At 28.2% G+C, this 19,821-nt stretch carries 17 protein-coding genes; 16 read left to right on the forward strand and 1 reads right to left on the reverse strand.

Annotated features, from left to right (window positions below; all coding sequences use genetic code 11):
• Window positions 1-11 precede the first annotated feature (11 nt).
• The 16 genes from WJW32_RS00050 (at window position 12) to WJW32_RS00125 (ending at window position 19,224) form a co-directional block, all read left to right on the forward strand.
• Window positions 12-1,028 (forward strand): Wadjet anti-phage system protein JetD domain-containing protein, encoded by a 1,017-nt coding sequence (locus WJW32_RS00050; protein WP_340253129.1) that lies wholly within the window; start codon window positions 12-14, stop codon window positions 1,026-1,028.
• A complete protein-coding gene (locus WJW32_RS00055; protein ID WP_340253132.1) occupies window positions 1,019-2,527 on the forward strand; it encodes a hypothetical protein in 1,509 nt (502 codons plus the stop codon). The genes WJW32_RS00050 and WJW32_RS00055 overlap by 10 nt, the downstream gene beginning before the upstream one ends.
• Window positions 2,517-3,269, forward strand: a complete 753-nt coding sequence (locus tag WJW32_RS00060; RefSeq protein ID WP_340253134.1) for a DUF6063 family protein — start codon at window positions 2,517-2,519, stop codon at window positions 3,267-3,269. Before WJW32_RS00055 ends, WJW32_RS00060 begins: the two co-directional genes overlap by 11 nt.
• A complete protein-coding gene (locus WJW32_RS00065; RefSeq protein WP_340253137.1) occupies window positions 3,253-7,680 on the forward strand; it encodes a hypothetical protein in 4,428 nt (1,475 codons plus the stop codon). Before WJW32_RS00060 ends, WJW32_RS00065 begins: the two co-directional genes overlap by 17 nt.
• A gap of 193 nt (window positions 7,681-7,873) precedes the next feature.
• Window positions 7,874-9,445 (forward strand): glycoside hydrolase family 26 protein, encoded by a 1,572-nt coding sequence (locus tag WJW32_RS00070; protein ID WP_340253140.1) that lies wholly within the window; start codon window positions 7,874-7,876, stop codon window positions 9,443-9,445.
• Window positions 9,446-9,510: 65 nt separating this feature from the next.
• On the forward strand, window positions 9,511-10,284 hold the full coding sequence (locus WJW32_RS00075; protein ID WP_340253142.1) for a YwmB family TATA-box binding protein: 774 nt from the start codon (window positions 9,511-9,513) through the stop codon (window positions 10,282-10,284).
• Between the two features lie 16 nt (window positions 10,285-10,300).
• Entirely contained in the window at window positions 10,301-11,554 is a 1,254-nt protein-coding gene (gene murA / locus WJW32_RS00080) for a UDP-N-acetylglucosamine 1-carboxyvinyltransferase (protein WP_340253145.1), read from the forward strand.
• A 56-nt stretch (window positions 11,555-11,610) separates the two neighbouring features.
• Window positions 11,611-12,588, forward strand: coding sequence for a stage II sporulation protein D (gene spoIID / locus WJW32_RS00085; protein ID WP_340253147.1), 978 nt, complete (start codon window positions 11,611-11,613; stop codon window positions 12,586-12,588).
• Window positions 12,589-12,673: 85 nt separating this feature from the next.
• Complete coding sequence (locus WJW32_RS00090) at window positions 12,674-13,441, forward strand: peptidoglycan DD-metalloendopeptidase family protein (protein WP_340253150.1); 768 nt, start codon at window positions 12,674-12,676, stop codon at window positions 13,439-13,441.
• Between the two features lie 94 nt (window positions 13,442-13,535).
• The gene (spoIIID, locus tag WJW32_RS00095; RefSeq protein ID WP_340253153.1) at window positions 13,536-13,799 is read left to right on the forward strand and encodes a sporulation transcriptional regulator SpoIIID; all 264 of its coding nucleotides are present in this window, start codon (window positions 13,536-13,538) and stop codon (window positions 13,797-13,799) included.
• Window positions 13,800-13,899: 100 nt separating this feature from the next.
• A complete protein-coding gene (mreB, locus tag WJW32_RS00100; RefSeq protein WP_340253156.1) occupies window positions 13,900-14,904 on the forward strand; it encodes a rod shape-determining protein MreB in 1,005 nt (334 codons plus the stop codon).
• 98 nt (window positions 14,905-15,002) lie between these two features.
• Entirely contained in the window at window positions 15,003-16,103 is a 1,101-nt protein-coding gene (locus WJW32_RS00105; RefSeq protein WP_340253159.1) for a flagellar hook-basal body complex protein, read from the forward strand.
• Window positions 16,104-16,119: 16 nt separating this feature from the next.
• A complete protein-coding gene (gene flgG / locus WJW32_RS00110; RefSeq protein ID WP_340253162.1) occupies window positions 16,120-16,914 on the forward strand; it encodes a flagellar basal-body rod protein FlgG in 795 nt (264 codons plus the stop codon).
• A gap of 13 nt (window positions 16,915-16,927) precedes the next feature.
• Entirely contained in the window at window positions 16,928-17,230 is a 303-nt protein-coding gene (locus tag WJW32_RS00115; protein WP_340253165.1) for a rod-binding protein, read from the forward strand.
• A 95-nt stretch (window positions 17,231-17,325) separates the two neighbouring features.
• Window positions 17,326-17,757 carry a 3-hydroxyacyl-ACP dehydratase FabZ gene (fabZ, locus tag WJW32_RS00120; protein WP_340253168.1) on the forward strand — a complete coding sequence of 144 codons (432 nt, stop codon included), beginning with the start codon at window positions 17,326-17,328 and terminating at the stop codon, window positions 17,755-17,757.
• Window positions 17,758-18,285: 528 nt separating this feature from the next.
• On the forward strand, window positions 18,286-19,224 hold the full coding sequence (locus WJW32_RS00125) for an AEC family transporter (RefSeq protein WP_340253171.1): 939 nt from the start codon (window positions 18,286-18,288) through the stop codon (window positions 19,222-19,224).
• Between the two features lie 34 nt (window positions 19,225-19,258).
• Here WJW32_RS00125 and yyaC read toward each other — a convergent pair whose 3' ends face one another.
• Complete coding sequence (gene yyaC, locus WJW32_RS00130) at window positions 19,259-19,768, reverse strand: spore protease YyaC (RefSeq protein WP_277732030.1); 510 nt, start codon at window positions 19,766-19,768, stop codon at window positions 19,259-19,261.
• Window positions 19,769-19,821: the final 53 nt, after the last annotated feature.

Below are 19,821 nucleotides of genomic sequence, written 5' to 3' on the forward strand. Positions count from 1 at the left end.
AGGTGATAAAAATGAATGAAAAAATACTATCTTTTCTAAGGTTGTGTAAAAAAACAACTATTTCTCTTAATGATTTTGAAAACTTATTTTCTGGAAGTATATCTTATGAAGAATTTGCCAAAGAAGTGTTAGAATTTGAAGAAAAGGATATAATTAGAGAAGTAAAAAAACACAAAAGAAATAATAAACCTATTTCTTTGGCTAATACTTATCGAATAAATAAAAGCTTTTTCAAAGAAAAGTTAATCAATGAGATTCAAGAATTTCAATTATATGCACATCCAAAAATTCAATTAAAAACATATCTATCTTTAGATGAATTACAGTGGGAAAATGATTTGAAATATATTATAAAAGTAGATAATTATTTAAAGGAAAATGGATTTCCTTTTGAGACAGTAACTCCTCCTGAGAGGTCTTTTCAAATTAGTGGAGATGAAAAATGGATTGATGAAAAGGGTGGTAAAAAAATCCTTGAAAGAATCGAAGTATGGGATGGTCTAAAAATAAGTAGTGTACCTGATCCTTTAATGATTTCAGTTAATCCATCTAATTTTTCTAAACCTGAACACATTCATTTGATTGTAGAAAATAAAGCAACTTATTATGCAATTTTAGAGGTTTTAGAAGAAACAAATTTAACTAGCTTAATATATGGATGTGGATGGAAAATATTATCTGGTATTCATATGCTTGAAAAACAACTATCATTACAGAAACATAAGCATAAATTATATTATTTTGGAGACTTGGACTTTGAAGGAATATCTATTTGGAATGGACTTAATGAAAAAAGGTATGTGAATTTGGCAGTTGATTTTTATAAATGCTTATTAAAAAAAGATTGTTCAAAAGGTAAAGAAAATCAGCAAAAAAATGAAGAGGCTATTTGTAATTTTATAAAGTTTTTTGATAAACAAGAACAAGAGAAAATTATATTTATTTTAGAAAATAAGGGATATTATCCTCAAGAAGCACTTACAAAGGAAGAAGTTCAACATATTTGGAGGAAAGGGATATGGATTTAAAAGGTATTACAGAAAATTATAGAGAACGAATTCAAAGAATTGCTTTATTTGATCCACTTTTTAAGCTTGAAAATAAAAAAGGAAAAGACAATAATGGAGATCCTATTGATTATTTTAGTTTAGGGTTATTAACACTTCTATTCTTTTTTGAAAATATGTTAATGAGAAATAAAAAAACTGGAGTTAAAGAGCTTGCAGAGTTTTTTAAAGAAATCAACAAAGATGAGATACATGTTGATAACGATGGTTTTGAAAAAATTGCTAGAAGTATAATTGAAATATTTCGTCCTCTTAGTGGTAAAAGAAATTCTAGAATATTTTATAATTGGGAAACTAGAAAAGAAGAAATTATACAGTATTCTATTTTAAAGGCAGATAAATCAAACACAAAGATGAATACTCAATATTATACTTTGGATGAGCAGGGGTTAGAGTTAATATTTGCTACAAAAGAATATTTTAGTGATTTTCAGCTATCTATAAATCAACTTATATTAAGAAAGCAGTTAGAAAAAGGGGAATTTGTAGGAGCACTTCGTCAGATTAATGAAATGAGAATAGATGTGAAAACATTACAAGATAGAATAATGAAAATAAAACATGAAATTCAACGTAATATCATCTCGGATGAAACTTATGAAAGATACAAAATGATTATAGAGGATGTCAATATAAGGCTTAGCAGAGAAAACGAAGAATTTGAAGAACTTCAGGCATTTGCAAGAGAAACAAAAGAAAAATTAGGATATGAATTATCAAATGATAAAGAGATTAAAGCTTATGAACTTATTATAGAAATTGAACGTGAATTAGGAGAAGTTCATGATGAGCATAGAAATCTTTTTAAGGAGAGTATTATATTAAAAACTAATGCTCTTCAAGCTGCTCAAGAATCTTTATATTATGTAGGAATAGACTCTTTTAATTTTGAACAAGAAATAGTAAGTAGGTTAATGTCTTCACCTCTTCCGGTTCAGTCCTCTAGATTATTAATTGAACCATTTTTACATTTGGAGAGAAAAGTAATCTGGTCTCCTTTTATGGTTTTTTCAAGTCAAATGATAGAAATAGAAGATAAGAAGAAAAAAGTTAAAGAGTTTTTATATATTTCAGATGAAACAAAAAATAGAGTAGATTTAGAAATTCAAAGAAAAAATTTTAAAAGTGTAATGGAAATTATATTGAAAGTGTTAGGTGATAAACAAGAAACCACACTAGAAGAAGTTGTTTTTTATATTAAGGAGAATGGTTATGAATATTATTTAAATAATAGATCATTTTACGATTTTTGGATTGTTTTACACCATCGTTCTCCTTTAAAAATTGAAATTATAGAAGAAGACGTAAATGAGCATTTATTTGATGAAGTAATAAGCTTATTGAAAAATAAAGCTGATATTTTATCAGTTGTAGAAATAAATAAAATAGTTAATGTAAATGAACGTTATAGTATAAAAAATATGAAGCTTAGATTGGAGGCAAAGACAAGTGATATATAATCAGGAACAAGTTATACAAGCTTTTAAGATATACTCTAAGTTAGCTGTAAATGGATATGGTGATACGGATGAATTAAGATTATATTTAGCAGATGATGCTATTAGGGGTTTGGTAGAGCAATTTGCTAAAGAGGTAGACTGTACTATTTTTGTAGCAGGAGATTGTATATACTTAATTCCTATTTCAATGAGCTCTCCATTTCATATTTCTAATGAAAATATAAAGAAAACATATTTACCGTCAAAGGCTACTAATATTGATATATATGTAATGTATGTAGCAGTAATTATAATGTTTGGTGAATTTTATAATAGCTATCAAACAATTGAGCCAACACGAGATTTTTTATCAATAGATGATTGGCTTTTAAGAGTAAATGATAGGATTCTATCATTAAAGGCATATGACAAGGAAGAGTTAAAGGAATTAGAAAAAGAATATGAATATAATTGGATATCTATTGTTGAAAAATGGGATGCCATGGATGACTTAAAAGAAAAAGTTAAAACTCAAGATGCAAGAGTTAGTAGTAGATTAAGTTTTTTAAATACTGTTAAAAAGTTTTTGGAGGCTCAAGAATTAATAGTTGATATTGGGAATGATGAGCTTGAGCTAACTCAGAAGGCTAAAACTATTGTACAGAGATATTATATGGAACATGAATATAATAGAGGAATATTAGAGTTTATGTATAAGCTTGAACAAATGAAGGGAGAAAAAGAAGATGCCGGCCATTTCTAAAATACGTTTTACAAATGTTATATATGAAGGCGGAGAAAAGCGTTACAATGATGAAATATTTCAATTTGATGGACATAATGGCGCTATTTTATTAGAAAATGGAGGAGGAAAAACAGTTTTTATACAAACTGCAATACAAGCTGTTTTACCTCATAGCGATTTGGGAGAAAGAAAAATAAAAGATACTCTTTTACTTGACGGGGACTCGGCTCATATTGCAATTGAATGGATATTAAATGAAAATCCAAGACGTTATGGACTTACAGCTGTAACTTTATTTATAAATAAAAGAGGGTTAGATTCATATAAATATGTTTATGAGTATGAGGCTGGGGACAAGCACTGTATAGAAGAATTGCCATTTGTAAAGAAAAATATAAGTGGGAAAAATCGTCCTTCGAGCAAAGAAGAAATAAATGAATATTATCAATATATGAAAAGCCAGAATATTAGAGCTAAAACATTTGATACAATTAAATCATATCAAAAATATATAGAAGACTATTTTAAAATAATTCCTTCTGAGTGGAGAAAAATTGCATTAATAAATGGAGCTGAAGGTGGAGTTGAAGAATTTTTTAATGGTTGTAAAACTACTAGTCAACTTGTAGATAATCTTTTAATACCTGCAGTTGAGGAAGGGTTAGCTGGAAATGCAGAAAAGAATTTTGTTGATACATTTGAAAAACAAAGAGAGCGTTTTAAAAAACACAGACAGCTAAAAGAGAGAATAGAAGAAAGTAAAATGGTAGAGAATGAGATTAAATTTTATGTAGAGGTGTTTACAGATTTATACAATAAAAACCAAGAATTTATTGCAGAAAAGGAAAAGGCAAAGTCTGTGTATAAATTTACAAAAGAAGAACAAGACAATATAAATGATCAACTTGAAGATAATAAAAAGCAGCAACAAGATTTAATTGATAGAAAAAAAGAACTTAATAGAAAAAAAGAATCTTATAAATTAGCAATTTTAGAAAAAGAAGTTGATGAATATAAAAAGATGTTAGAGGACTCAAAAACAAATTATAATTTGGTAAATGATAGGTATCAATTAAAAAATAAGAGACTTAAAAGTCTTGAAATAGCAGATCTTAAAAATAAAATAAAAGAAAAAGAAGATAAAATTAGTATTTATGAAGAGCAATTAAAGCTTTTAGATTCTGATGAAGCTGTTTTTGAAATTGAAGAAAAATTAAATAAAAACACATCACAGTTAAAAGGTTATTTTATTGAAGAAGAAGAAAAGTTAAATAATCAAAAAAGTTTTATCAGTAGCCAAATTAGAAGATATACTGACGATACTAAAGATAAAAAAGATGAATTAAATAAACTTGAATATAATAAATTAGAAGCTGCTAATGAAAAAATAAGAATAGAAACAACTATAAAAAATATTGAAGATGATATGCAAAAAATTTCGAATAAGATATTAGATAATCCTATAAATGAGAAGGTTGAAGAGCAGTTAAGTAATTGGAAAAAAAGAATTATAGATATTGAAAAAAATAAAGAGCTTTATAGAAAGTGTATATATAAGATTAAAGAAGAAAAAATAATTTTAAATAAAGAACTACCTATATTAAGTAAGAAATTTAAAGAACTTTCGAAAAAAGAAAGTGATATAACCAATAACATAAATATTGTTTTACAAAATGAAAAGGATATATTAATAAAATTAAAGGAATTTAATGCTAATTGGGATTTTATCAATTCTTTATATTTAAAGCAACCTACAATTTTGCAGTATACTGAAAACAAAATAGAAAAATTAAGAAAAGAAAAAGAAGAACTTTTATTAAACGAGCGTTTATCACATAGATTCTTTGATGATTATAACGATAATGAACAATTTACTGCAGATCCAGTGATTCAAAAGTGGATAAATAGTTGGAAAAATCAGTTTGGTTTTGTTGAAACAGGGGTTACATATGTTCAAAGAGCAGCAAAATCTTTAGGGAAGGCTGAAGAATATTTTTATAATAAGTATAAGTATTGGCCTATTGTTTTAGTTACATTAGAAAATGAAGTTGAGAAGCTTATGAATAAAATAAATCAGCGATTAGATAAGCTTATGCACCCTGTATTTATTATAACTGATAAAGAAGCTAAAGATTTATTAAATAATAATACAGTAAAAAAAGAAAGATATGTTTTTCCTATGTATTGGGGTACAAATTTAAATCAAGATTATTTTATTAAATGGAAAAATGAGATAAAATTAATTGCAAAAAGATCAACTGAAAAGCGTCAAGAAAAAGAAGTTGAATATAATAGATGTAGTGAAATTTTGAAGCATACAAGAACTTTTTTTGAAAAATATCCATATGAGTATTATCAAAAATTACAAGATCAGAAAAAGAAAATAAAAGATGAAATACAAATTTTAGAAAAAGAAATTAAAATAAAAGAAGATACACTGATTAAAACAGATAATGAATTATCAAATAATCAAGTTAAATTAAGTAGTATTGAACAGGAAACTCTTATTGTAAGCAACAAAATTGAACAAGCTACAGAATATATAGCAAAGAATAATAATAAGGAAAGTAAAATTTCTAAAAAATACAAAGTTATAGAGAAAATAAATCAATTAGATTATGAAATTAAAAAGATAAATAATGAAATTGAGATATTAGAGAAAACATTAGAAGATATAAAAATTGATTTTAGAGATATTGATTATAAAATAAACCATTTAAAATCTGATGATTTATATATGGAAGTTAGTAAAGCTAAACCAATTTATACGTCTACTAGTAAAAAAGTTCTTGAGGAATATAGAAAAGAGCTTAAAGATAATTTAAATAATAAGCAAAAGGGTCGTAGAGAATTAGAAAATTCTATAAATATATATGGAGAATATAAAGATAGTTTAAATAAGGATTTAGAAAATAAACTTAAAAAAGTTGAGTTTGATATTGAAGACATAGAATTTCCTTTACATGGAGATAAGGAAATAGATAATTTAATAGATGAAACGAACAACATAAAAAATAAACTAGATAGTTTAACTATTAACTTTAATAAAGCTAAAGAAAATTATAATGATAAATATAAAGAATACTCTATTAGAGAAGAAGATTTTTATGATGAATTTGATGAGAAGATATTATTTAATATATCTATGAAACAAGTAAATGATAATATCGAAAAAGAAAAAAATGAAATCATAAATCAAGATGAATATTTGACTTTGAGAGAGAAGAAGTTATGTAAAGAAAAAAAAGATATAGAACAAGTTATTTTTGAACTTAAAAGTAAAAATGAAAGATATGAATTTTTACTAGAAGAAGTAAAAGAAATAGTTATTTCTGAAGAATACAAACAAGAGTTTCCATATAACAAAAAAATGTTTATAGAAAAAATAATAAACAAATTAGATGAACTACAAAAAGGTGTTAATGTATTTAAAGATAGAGTTCAAAGTAAACAAGATACATTTGTAAAATTCTGTGATGACAATATATGTGATGTGAAGTTAAAGAAAATGGTAGTGTCAGGGATTAAATACAAAAAGGATTATGATGATGTTTTGAAGTGGCAGAACAAAATGAGTAATAGAATTTCTAGAACAATTAAAATCGCTGAAGAAGATATGAGAGAGCATGACAAAGAATTACAGCAATACATTAATCATCTTCATACCCACTTGTGTCAAGTAGCTCAAGAAATTAAAATAATACCAAATAAAACAAGAGTGAAAGTAGACAATAGTTGGAAGGCAATTTTTACATTCTCTATTCCAGAATGGAATGAGCAAGAGGGGAAGGAAGAGCTTAGAAAGCATATTGATTGGATGATTAAACAATTAGAAAGTCATCAATTTAAAGATGAAGCTGGAAATGAAAATGATATACTAGTTAAAAAATCTATAGAAAAGTGGCTTCAAACGAAACAATTACTTCAAAATGTTATGAAACAAAATAATATTAAGATAAAATGCCGTAAAGTGACTAATAATGGAAAGGTAGATAGTGTACCTACTTCATGGGAAAAATCTAATAATTGGTCTGGAGGAGAAAAGTGGAGTAAAAATATGACTTTATTCTTGGGAATTCTTAATTATTTATCTGAAAAAAGACATCATATATTAAAAAGTCAAAAAAGTAATCGTATTGTTATTGTAGATAATCCATTTGGAAAAGCATCGAGTGATCATGTTTTAGATCCTGTTTTTTTTGTTGCACAGCAGTTAGGGTTTCAAATAATTGCATTAACAGCTCATGCAGAAGGTAAGTTTATAAGAGATTATTTTCCTATTGTTTATAGCTGTAAATTAAGAGCATCTACTAATGGTGATAACCTTATTTTGACAAAAGAAAAAGAAATAAGATATACTTTTTTTAAAGATAATGACCCTCAAGCACTAATGAGACTCGGGGATCAAGAGCAACTAGCATTATTTTAATAAATATCATTATCAGATATCTCCTAGATTATTAGTTTTTGTAATATCATTAGTATTCTTAGGATTATGGTATCTGATTTACTTTTTGGGTAAAATGAATGATATTATCAAAAAAAAGATATATATAGTTTAAAAAAAACTCTAATTAAGTTATAATATAGTGGATTAAATAGGTCAATAGGGGGGGAATTTGATGAAGAAAATATCTTTATATGCAATTATATTTATTTTTATATTTAGCATTAATATAAAGACAACATATGCTGTAGAGTATGGAAGAGAAAATGCAGTCAACATACTAAATGGACAGGCATCGGATACGAATCAATTTAATGAAGGTGATGACTTTCATCAATTAGTTAAGATAAATGAATATACTAATGATTACATAAATTACCCAAAGGGATATTCAATACAGTTTGCAAATTATATGAACTTGGATATAAGTGAGTCTTTATACAAGACTAGCTGTACAGATGGAAATAGTATAATGGATATATATTATGATAAGGTCAATTTTAATGTATACACTAATTACAGCAATAAATTTTTATATAATAGAGAGTATCATAATTTAGAAACTGACAAACGAGTTAATATTAACGGTAATAATGTCAGAATCATAAAGTGGAGTAGAAAGAAGCTTGAAAGACTTAATAAAGATTATAATTACTACGCCAGTGCTGAAATAAAGAAAAATAATAATGAGGTTTATACAGTAATTTTAAAGTCTCAACAGCCTATACAGTATTTTGAATCTCTTATTGGGACAATGAAGTTCTTTGAGCCAAAGGGAACTGCTAGAATAAACAAGATGTACGATAATAAACATAAGAACTGGAATAATTCTACTAAAGAGTTTTATAAGAAGTATTTAACTAGTACTGATAAAGTGAGTTTTGGAATATTTGAACCTACAGCTCCAACGGATATGAATTATTTACATAGTTTAGAGGATAGATTAGGTTATGATTTTTCTGTTTTGGTAAAATATCAGAGTTTAGATTCGAAACTAGATATAGAAGAACTAAAAAGGGCTTATGATGATAAAAAAATAGTTGAGCTTACACTTCAAACAGCAAAAGCAGATTTAAGTCTTCCAGTTAATAAAAATATTAGCTATGATATATTAGATGGAGAGTATGATCATTGGCTGAAAAATTATGCTAAAAATATTAAAAAGTTTGGAAAGCCTGTTTTATTTAGATTAAATAATGAGATGAATGGAGATTGGTGCACGTATTCTGCATATTATTATTCAAAGGATACATTAATATTTAATGAACTTTGGAAATACGTATATAAGATATTTGAAGATGAGGGAGTAGACAATGTAATTTGGGTATGGAATCCTAATGACAAATCTTTTCCTAACTTTTCTTGGAACCATTATTTAAACTACTATCCAGGAGATGAATATGTAGATGTTATAGGTCTTACAGGTTATAATACAGGTAATTATTATAAAGGAGAGGTTTGGAGAGAGTTTGATAGTATATATACTCCTGTATATGATGAATACACTAAACTGTTTAAACAACCTTTTATTATAACTGAATTTGGGTCTAATGATGTTGGTGGAGATAAGATAAATTGGGTAAATAATATGTTCAATACAATACAAAATTACCCGAGAATTAAAATAGCTATATGGTGGAATGGAATAGATTGGGATAGAAATGGTAACCCAGCTAGAACATATAGATTGGATACGAATGAAAATTTAATTAATTCATTTAAAAATGGATTTCAAAAAATAAAATAATAAGTGTATATCCCCTTTTAAATTGTCAATAATCAAAATAGATACAATTTAAAGGGGGATTTATTATGAAAAGAATATTTGCATTTATAATAATATTAGTTTTATTTTTTAGCATGATATCATCAGCTGAACAAATCAATGTAGAAGATAATCAAAAGGATAGAAATGATTATGAACTTATATTAAATTCTTTTGAAAAGACTGGTTCTGCTTTTGATAATTACAAGATAAATGGTCATGCTATGATGGATAATAAATTTTTAAGTTTTGAAGAGATGGATAAAATTCTAGAAGAGCTTATGATTAAATTTGATATTGATAAACAAACTATAGAATACACAAGAAGTGAACAAACGGATTTTAGGCAGATACACATATGTGACAAAAATAGACAAAATAAAGCAGATAGATATATATCTATTATAATTGATAGCGAAAGATGTAAAAGTATGGAACAAACTCATATTATAGTTGACATTGACACGAATCAAGTGTATAAAGATATAGTAGAGGATTATGTTCAACTTAAAAATAATTTAAAAAAATATTCAAAAAATATAGATATATATTCTTGTATATGTGCTTTTTTTGAAGGAAAAATAGATGAAAAATGTTATAATAATATAGTTGATAATATATTATATAGTTTGGATGCCCAAAAAAAGGATGAAATGAAGGATGTTAATATATTGTCAACAACAGGATATACTGAAAAAATAAGTGATTATATAAAGTACGGTGAAGAAAAGATAAATGTAAATGCGTCTGTCAGATATAGTGAATATGATGACAAGACTTTTGTTTACATAGGAACACCTCTTATAACATTAGAATATTAGGAAAGGACTGAACCCAGTGTCGAAGATAGTAGTTAGAAAAAGCCAGCCTTTAAAAGGAACAGTAAAAATAAACGGAGCGAAAAATGCAGTGCTTCCAATTATAGCAGCAACACTTCTTGCAAAAGGAAAATCAGTATTAAAAGAAGTGCCAAACTTAAGGGATGTACATGTTATATCAGATCTTTTAAGACATTTAGGTGCTAAAGTTGAATTTAATGAAGATGTACTTACTGTAGATGCAACTAATATAGATACATGTGAGGCTCCTTATGAGCTTGTAAGAAAGATGAGAGCATCATTTTTAGTAATGGGTCCTTTACTTGCTAGATTTCAAAGCTCTAAGATATCAATGCCAGGAGGTTGTGCTATAGGAACAAGACCTATAGACCTTCATCTTAAAGGATTCAAATCTTTAGGAGCTCATATTGAAATGGACCACGGTTTTATAGAAGCTAAAGCTGATAAATTAATAGGAACAAAGTTATATCTTGATTTTCCATCTGTTGGAGCTACTGAAAATATTATGATGGCAGCTGTATTTGCAGAGGGAACTACTATAATAGAAAATGTTGCAGAAGAACCTGAAATAGTTGATTTAGCTAATTTCTTAAATGAAATGGGAGCAAATGTTAAAGGCGCAGGAACTAATACTATCAAAATTAAGGGTGTAAAGGAGCTTAAAGGAGCTACTCATACTGTAATACCTGATAGAATCGAAGCTGGAACTTATATGGTAGCAGCAGCTATAACTAAAGGTGATGTAGTAGTAGATAATGTGCTAATAGACCATTTAAAACCTACTATTGCAAAACTTAGAGAGGCTGGATGTGAGGTTCATGAAATGGACAATGCTGTAAGAGTTATAGGTCCAGATGAAATAAAACCTACTGATATAAAGACTCTTCCTCATCCAGGTTTTCCAACTGATATGCAATCTCAGTTTATGGCACTTTTAAGTGTTTCAAAAGGAACTGGTGTAGTTATAGAGACTGTATTTGAAAATAGATTTATGAATGTACCAGAGCTTAACAGAATGGGTGCAAATATAAAGATAGAAGGAAGAAGCGCAGTAGTTCAAGGTGTAGAGCAACTTCAGGGATCTACTGTTAATGCAACTGATTTAAGAGCAGGAGCTGCTTTAATACTTGCAGGACTTGTATCTGAGGGTGAAACTATTATAGGAGATACATATCATATATTTAGAGGGTATGTAGATATAGATAAAAAGTTAAATGCTTTAGGTGCTAATATAGAAATTATAGAGGAATAATAATATGAGGGTTTTCATAGACTTTATTGATAGAGATAATCAAAGGAGGAAGGTCTATGAAAAACCCTTTTTTAGTTGTTATGTATACTTTTTTAGTTATAGTAGTTTTACCTGTAATATTAACTATTGGAATATATAAGGACGATATATTCAAAAAAGAAATTGTACAAACTAAAATAACTAGTTCTATTAATATAAAAGTTTACAATACAAAAGTAGACAAGGTAGAAGATATGGATATAGAGGAGTATTTATATAATGTAGTTGCATCTGAAATGCCTGCAAGTTTTGATGAAGAAGCTTTAAAGGCACAGGCTATAGCTGCAAGATCTTATGTTTTTCATAAAATAGAAAATGGAGGAGATAAAATACCTCAGCATAAGGGAGCTGTGGTTTGTACAGATCACAAACATTGTCAAGAATATCTAGATACAAATACGCTTGAAAAATTACATAATGAAAAGTGGATGAGTGAATCCTGGCCTAAAATAAAAAAATCAGTAGACGATACTAGGGGAATGGTATTGACATTTGATCAAAGAACTATACAACCTCTATATCACTCAACTAGTGGAGGTAAAACGGAAAATTCTGAAGAAGTATTTAGTTCTAAGTTACCTTATTTAAGATCGGTTGAAAGCCCATACGAAGAAGAATCACCGAAATTTAGAGCAAATATGAAGATAGGTAAGAATGATTTTATAAACAAATTTAAGGGCGTTGGAATTATATTATCGGACAATGTTGACGAAGATATACAAGTTATATCTAGAAGCGAAGGTGGTTCTGTAAAAGAAATAAGAGTAGGGAATAAGGTTGTAAAGGGAAGTGAAGTTAGAAACATACTAGACCTTAATTCCTCAGATTTTGATATAAAAGTAGATGGTAACTTCCTAAACATAATGACGAAGGGGTATGGACACGGGGTAGGAATGAGCCAATGGGGAGCAAATGGAATGGCTCATAAAGGTTACAAATACGATGAAATATTAAAACATTACTTCAAAGGAGTAAGTATAGAGAATAAGTATTGAAGGACTAAATAAGTCCTTCTTTTTTTTGTTCTTGAAAAGTATATAATTTAGGAATTCGGTAAGAATATAAATGGAGGTGAAATTAATGGATAACAAAAAAAATAAATTTAAAAAATTATTGGAGAAAGATGGGTTTTATTTAGTGCTATTTGTATGTGTATGCTTAGTAGCTTTAACTGCTGTATGGGTTACTAAAAACAGTATAGACAATATAGCATCTGAGAATGGATTTGTTAACTACGAACAAGGAGAGTTAATAGATGATGACAAAGTGGCTAGTAATGAGGATGATGAAATTCATCTTATAAAAGAAGATGACCAAGCTGTACCTACAGCAACAGATTCTAAACAAAATTTGGCTAAGGCAAAGGAAAAATTAAAACAAGAAAATGAAGCTAAAAAAGACCCTGATACAGAAGTTGCAAATACAAATAGTAAAAAAATAAAAGCTATTATGCCGGTACAAGGTAAATTAGGAAGAGATTATTCTGATAATAAACCTACTTATTCTGCTACATTAGAACAATGGGAGTTACATAAGGGAATAGATATACAAGCTAAAGAAGGAACTCCTGTAAGTGCTATTATGGACGGAGAAGTACTAGAGGTATTAAAGGATAGTGTACAAGGTATAACAGTTAAATTAAAACATCAAGATAATATAGTGAGTGTTTATAGTAATTTATCTTTAGACACTAAAGTTCAAAAAGGTAAAATGGTAAAGTGTAAAGATATTATAGGTAATGTAGGAAACACGTCTATAATAGAAAGCAAAGAAGGACCACATTTGCACTTTGAAGTTTTAAAAGACAATAAAAACATAGATCCTTTATCTATAATAAATTCTAATTAACAGGCTTAACCTTTTAATAAGGTTAAGCCTGTTCTATTTTTTGCACAAAACACATATATATGAATAAAGAGTATTCCTTTAAGGAGGGGGACCGTTGAAGGCATATATAGAAGAAAGAACTGTAACGATAGCTAAATATATAATAGAAAAAAAAACTACAGTAAGAGAAACTGCAAAGAAATTTGGAGTGAGTAAAAGTACAGTACATAAAGATATAACAGAAAGGTTAGAATCTATAAATTCAGCGCTTGCTGAAGAAGTAAAAAATGTACTAGATAAAAACAAATCAGAAAGGCACATAAGAGGAGGACTGGCTACAAAATTAAAATATGAAAGTACTAATAAAAATACAGGATAAATGTACCTGTATTTTTTTCTTGACGAAATCCAAAATTTTGTATATTTTTGTAGAAGGGAGAAATGTAGAATAATTCAAGCGAAAGGTAGGGACATGCTTAATGGTTAATCCAAACATAGGAATAGACTTGGGTACAGCAACGGTTCTTGTTTATGTAAAAGGTAAAGGAATAGTTTTAAAAGAACCGTCTGTAGTTGCTATAGAGAAAAGAACAAAAAAAGTTTTAGCTGTTGGAGAAGAAGCTAGAAGAATGATTGGAAGAACACCTGGGAATATAGTTGCAATAAGACCTCTTAGGGATGGAGTTATATCTGATTATGATATTACAGAAAAAATGCTTAAATATTTTATAAATAAAGTTATAGTAAAAAAAGGATTCTTTAAATTCTTTAAACCAGAAATAGTTGTATGTGTTCCGTCGGGAGTTACAGAAGTTGAAAAAAGAGCTGTTGAAGAAGCTACAAAGCAAGCAGGAGCAAGACATGTAGATTTAATAGAAGAACCAACAGCTGCAGCCATAGGTGCTGGTCTTGATATATCTCAAGCTCAAGGTAATATGGTTATAGATATAGGTGGAGGAACAACTGATGTGGCTGTAATATCATATGGTGGAAATGTTGTAAGTACTTCTATAAAGGTAGCTGGAGATAAATTTGACGAAGCTATAATAAAATATATGAGAAAAAAACATAGTTTACTTATAGGGGAAAGAACAGCAGAAAATATTAAAATAAATATAGGAATAGCATATCCTAAAGAGCCTCAGGAAACTATGTCTGTAAGAGGAAGAAATTTAGTATCAGGACTACCGACTACTATAGAAGTAACTTCTAATGAGATGCTAGAGGCTTTAAATGAATGTATAGTACAAATAGCAGATGCAGTACATCGTGTACTAGAAAAAACACCTCCAGAATTATCTGCCGATATAAGTGATAAGGGTATAGTGATGACAGGTGGAGGATCTTTGCTTTGGGGACTGGACAAATTAATATCTCAAATAACAGGTATAGATGTACATATAGCAGATGATGCTGTATCTTGTGTAGCTAAGGGAACGGGAGAAGTTCTTAATTCTGGAATATTAAAGAATATTAGAAAATAAGTCTAAATTATTATATAGCATAACAAAATTTAATTAAACTTTTTTATTAGTTATGCCGAAATATAATACCAGTAAAAAACTTTTTTTGGAGTGATATTATGTTTAGAGGTCTTTACACAGTGACATCAGGGATGCAGACTAATCAAAAAAAACTAGATGTTATTAGTAATAATATAGCAAATGCTAATACATCGGGATTTAAAAAAGATGTGGTAATTTCAGAAGCTTTTCCAGAAATGTTAATAAGCAAGATAAATGGTAAATTGGAAAATGATCTAAACAACACATATAATAACCCTCAATTAGATATTCAAAGAGATGGGGAAGGATTTTACATTAAATCTAATAAAGGTTTTTTTACTGTGGATAGTCCTATGGGGACAAGCTATAATAAATCAGTAAAATTTAGTGTAGATGATGAAGGATATTTAAAAACATATACTAGGGACATAAAAAAAGGAATAGATACAAGTACGGGATTTTATGTATTAGATTCTCAAAAAAATAAAATAAAAGTTGAAAATAAAGATATTACAGTTGACGATAAAAGTGGAAATGTAATATCTAATGGAAAGGTAATAGCAAATCTTATCTGTACTCCTTCTAAAAATGTTATAGGAACTATAAACGGAGGGTTAAGACTTGATAGAATTCAAACTAACTTTATTTCAGGACAGATGAAACAAACTGATAATAAATTAGATTTTGCTATAAAAGGTGAGGGATTCTTTAAAGTACAAAGTGAGGATGGAACTAGATACACAAGAGACGGTTCTTTTTTATTAAATGATAAAGGAGAACTAATAAATTCAAATGGAAATTATGTTCTTGGAAAAAAAGGGATAATAACTCTTGATAAAGATTTTAAGGTAAGTGAAAATGGTGAAATATATATAAAAGATGAAGACTATGGCACATATGAATACTATGACACTATAGACACCGTAAATGTATTGAATGTCAATGCACTTAGAAAAGAAGGGAATAATCTTTATAAGGTAGAAGAAGGAATAAATCCAAATGAACAAAAATTCGATGGACAACTTCTTCAAGGATTTATTGAAACTTCTAATGTAAATTCAATAAATGAGATGGTAGATATGATTACTGTGTTTAGAGAATATGAAAGTAATCAAAAAGTTGTAAAAGCTTATGATGAGATAATGGGAAAGGCAGTAAATGAAATAGGAAAAGTTTAAATAGAGGGGGTAGATTATGAGAGCGTTATGGACTGCTGCTAGTGGAATGAAAGCACAACAACTTAATATAGATAATGTTTCTAATAACTTAGCCAATGTAAATACTACAGGTTATAAAAAACAAAGAATAGAGTTCAAGGATTTGTTATATGAAAATATTAAAAAACCTAATTTAATAGAAGGACAAGGGAGCCCATCAAATTTACAAATAGGACATGGTGTTATGACATCTGCTACTAGTAGAATATTTGAAAATGGAAATCTTGAAAGAACAGAAAATCCAACGGATTTAGCTCTTGATGGACAAGGTTTTTTTGCAATACAAAATCCTAATGGTCAAAAGCTATATACTAGAGATGGATCGTTTAAATTAAGTGTAGATGAAGATACTAAAAAACTTGTTACAACAGAAGGATATACAGTTTTGTCTACAGATGATGATGAAATAATAATAGAGAATGGACAAAAAGATTTTAATGTAGATGAAAGAGGTTACGTTACTGTTAAAAATTCAGATGGAGAAACTGAAGAACTAGGTCAAATTAAGGTTGTTCAGTTCTTAAATCCAGCAGGTCTTGAGGCTACAGGCAAAAACTTCTATAAGGCTACAGGTGCATCTGGAGAAGAAATAGTTCTTGATGAAGAAGATGCAGAAACTGGTATAAATCAAGGATTTTTAGAGACTTCAAATGTACAAGTAGTAGATGAAATGATAAAGATGATAACAGCTCAAAGAGCGTATGAGATGAATTCAAAGTCGATACAAACAGCAGACGATATGATGCAAATGGCTAATAACCTTAGAAGATAGGTTGGTGATTTAAATGAATGTTACCAATAATTATACAAACTTAGATATATTAAAGGACAAGGTTAATAATACTAAAGAAGATGATAAAAAGCTTATGAAAGCTTGCGAAGATATAGAAGCTGAATTTTTAAAAATAATGCTAAAAGAAATGAAAAAAACTATTCCTAAGGATTCTTTGTTTGAGAAGTCTCAAGGAAGAGAGATTTTCGAAGATTTATATGTTGAAGAACTTGCAGTTAAATCTTCAAAGGGTTCATCTTTAGGACTAGCTAAGAGTATATACGATCAATTTAATAAAACATATATAAAGAAATAGCCATTATCTATGAGATATAGGCTATTTTTTTGTATATTTTTTATGGTATACTAATTATAAAATTAGTACTAGATACTATAAGGAGGTTTTAAAATATGCTTAATGTAGACGAAATAAAAAAGATAATTCCACATAGATATCCTTTTCTGCTGGTGGATAAGGTAGTTGAGTTAGAAGAAGGGAAAAGAGCAGTTGGAATAAAGAATGTAACTGTAAATGAGCCATTCTTTCAAGGTCATTTCCCTGATTATCCTTTGATGCCGGGAGTTTTAATCGTTGAAGCTATGGCTCAAGTAGGTGCTGTTGCTATGATGACAGTAGAAGAAAACAAGGGGAAATTAGGAGTTTTTACAGGAATAGATAAAGTTAGATTCAGAAAAGAAGTAAGACCTGGAGATACTCTAAAAATGGAAGTTGAAATGATAGCTATGAGAAGAGGAATAGGAAAAGCAGAAGCTAAGGCTTATGTTGGAGATGAATTAGCTTGTAGTGGAACTTTGATGTTTGCATTGGTGGATAAGAACTAAAAATTATAATTTAAGTGGATATATTAGTGCTTAATCCAAAAATGAAGCTCATTAAAATAACGATACTTAATTAATATTTTAATAAAACTAAAGACAGCGTCTTATTAAATACCCTAAAACTCCATAAACTCACTATGTTCAAACAATGAAGTTTTTAACGGGTATTTAAACGACGCAGTCCAAGTTTTATAGAAAAATATTAATCAAAAGTATCTAACATTTTAATAAGCTTCATTTTTAATTAGTATTTAAATTGCACTATGATTGTCTTATGCAAAATATAGAAAATTTAATATAAATAAAAACTCTTTCAAGTTGTGGTTGCTCATTGAATTATATGCTAGCATATTTATAATCGAGTTAAAAGATCTTTTGTTTTATCTTATATGTTTCCAGTGATTTTTAAGGAAATAGTATATTATATAAAGTGGATATAAGGATTAAACCTATTATAAATAAAAATTCATAGACAAAATTTCTTTAAATAGTATATTATATAAGATAACAAAAAATTAATGGGGGTACACTATGAACTTTATGTCTACATTTAATCAAGTATTTATGTTGTTTGCACTAATATTAATAGGATATACAGCGAATAAGAAAAAGCTTATAACTCAGAATCTCAATAAAGAGCTTAGTAATGTGATTTTGTATATAACACTTCCTTGTTTAATAATAAAATCTATGCAATATGAGTTTTCGATACAAATGCTAAAAAGTAGTATAGGGATAATAATAATATCTATAGCTATGTATTTAGTTTCTATATTAATATCTTTTTTTGTTATAAAAAACATGGATGTTAAAGGAAAGGTCAAGGATATACTGCAGTATTTGATTATATTTCCTAATGTAGGATTTATGGGGTATCCTGTTATAAGTGCTATTTATGGAGATTCTGGAGTTTTTTATACAGCCTTATTTAATATGCCTTTTAATATATTGGTGTGGAGTTTTGGGGTTATGATAATGTCTAGACATTATGAAGAGTCAAGTGGGATGAACTTAAAGAAGATAATTTTTAATCCTGGAATGCTTGCTATAATAACTGGATATACTTTATTTTTATTATCTATAAAAATACCTACTCCAATATACAATATATTAAATGTTCTTGCAAATACGACAACACCTATGTCTATGATATTAGTGGGGTCGATACTAGCTCAATCTAGTATAAATGATGCTATTAAGAATAAATATTTATTAATAGTATCTTGTCTTAGACTGTTAATTATTCCATGTATAGTGTATTTTACACTTAGTAATGTATTTCATTTGAAAGGTGTATTATTAGGTATACCATCTATCGTATCTGGAATGCCAAGTGCTGCAAATTGTGCTATATTTGCAACTAAATACGATAATGATCATATACTAGCATCTCAAGGTATATTTATAACTACGCTGTTATCTGTAATAACAATACCGTTAATCGTATTCCTTATGAACAGTAAGATATAAAATTTTGAGTATATGCGTTAGTATAATACAAATTCTACGATGAGAGTATGATAGAAGTTGCTATTAACTCTGACATTTGGACGATAAAACTAAGACGTATGTTATTAAATGCAAATTTACTGTTTTCATCAATTTCATCAACTATGGCGACTATCGAGTAGTCACCTATTTTAGGAAGTGTTTTTCCAACTCCTTTTCCGGGGAGAATAGGGCCTTCTCTGATTTGAATATTGCCTATGTTGTTAACTTCTCCTAAACAAGCATCTATAGCTACGAAATTAGCTTCAGGATGTTTGTTTTTTATATAATTTAGTGATTCGTTAATATTCAAGGCATGAATAGGATCATCTAAAGTTCCGTAAATAGGATATTTATAATCGCTGTTCTTTAGCATAGTTCCAACTAGGGGACCTAGAGAATCGCCTATGCATCTATCTGTTCCTATACAAATTATAACCGTGTTATCGTTGATTATAGTTGTTAAGATTTCTTTTAAAACACAAATGACATTTTCTTCTTTATAATTTGCCTTAGCCAAATACACAGATAGCACCTCCTAATTAATTATATGGAGAAAATAAAAAAATATGAGAAAGT

Source organism: Tepidibacter sp. Z1-5, assembly GCF_037844525.1.
In the GTDB taxonomy this organism is placed as follows: domain Bacteria; phylum Bacillota; class Clostridia; order Peptostreptococcales; family Peptostreptococcaceae; genus Tepidibacter_A.

Excerpts from the sequence above, each read along its gene's own strand:
- WJW32_RS00075 (WP_340253142.1), top strand. The coding sequence starts at position 9,511 with ATGAAAAGAATATTTGCATTTATAATAATATTAGTTTTATTTTTTAGC.
- mreB (WP_340253156.1), top strand. The coding sequence starts at position 13,900 with ATGGTTAATCCAAACATAGGAATAGACTTGGGTACAGCAACGGTTCTT.
- spoIID (WP_340253147.1), top strand. The coding sequence starts at position 11,611 with ATGAAAAACCCTTTTTTAGTTGTTATGTATACTTTTTTAGTTATAGTA.
- WJW32_RS00055 (WP_340253132.1), top strand. The coding sequence starts at position 1,019 with ATGGATTTAAAAGGTATTACAGAAAATTATAGAGAACGAATTCAAAGA.
- WJW32_RS00065 (WP_340253137.1), top strand. The coding sequence starts at position 3,253 with ATGCCGGCCATTTCTAAAATACGTTTTACAAATGTTATATATGAAGGC.
- fabZ (WP_340253168.1), top strand. The coding sequence starts at position 17,326 with ATGCTTAATGTAGACGAAATAAAAAAGATAATTCCACATAGATATCCT.
- WJW32_RS00090 (WP_340253150.1), top strand. The coding sequence starts at position 12,674 with ATGGATAACAAAAAAAATAAATTTAAAAAATTATTGGAGAAAGATGGG.
- WJW32_RS00070 (WP_340253140.1), top strand. The coding sequence starts at position 7,874 with ATGAAGAAAATATCTTTATATGCAATTATATTTATTTTTATATTTAGC.
- WJW32_RS00125 (WP_340253171.1), top strand. The coding sequence starts at position 18,286 with ATGAACTTTATGTCTACATTTAATCAAGTATTTATGTTGTTTGCACTA.
- WJW32_RS00050 (WP_340253129.1), top strand. The coding sequence starts at position 12 with ATGAATGAAAAAATACTATCTTTTCTAAGGTTGTGTAAAAAAACAACT.
- WJW32_RS00115 (WP_340253165.1), top strand. The coding sequence starts at position 16,928 with ATGAATGTTACCAATAATTATACAAACTTAGATATATTAAAGGACAAG.
- flgG (WP_340253162.1), top strand. The coding sequence starts at position 16,120 with ATGAGAGCGTTATGGACTGCTGCTAGTGGAATGAAAGCACAACAACTT.
- WJW32_RS00105 (WP_340253159.1), top strand. The coding sequence starts at position 15,003 with ATGTTTAGAGGTCTTTACACAGTGACATCAGGGATGCAGACTAATCAA.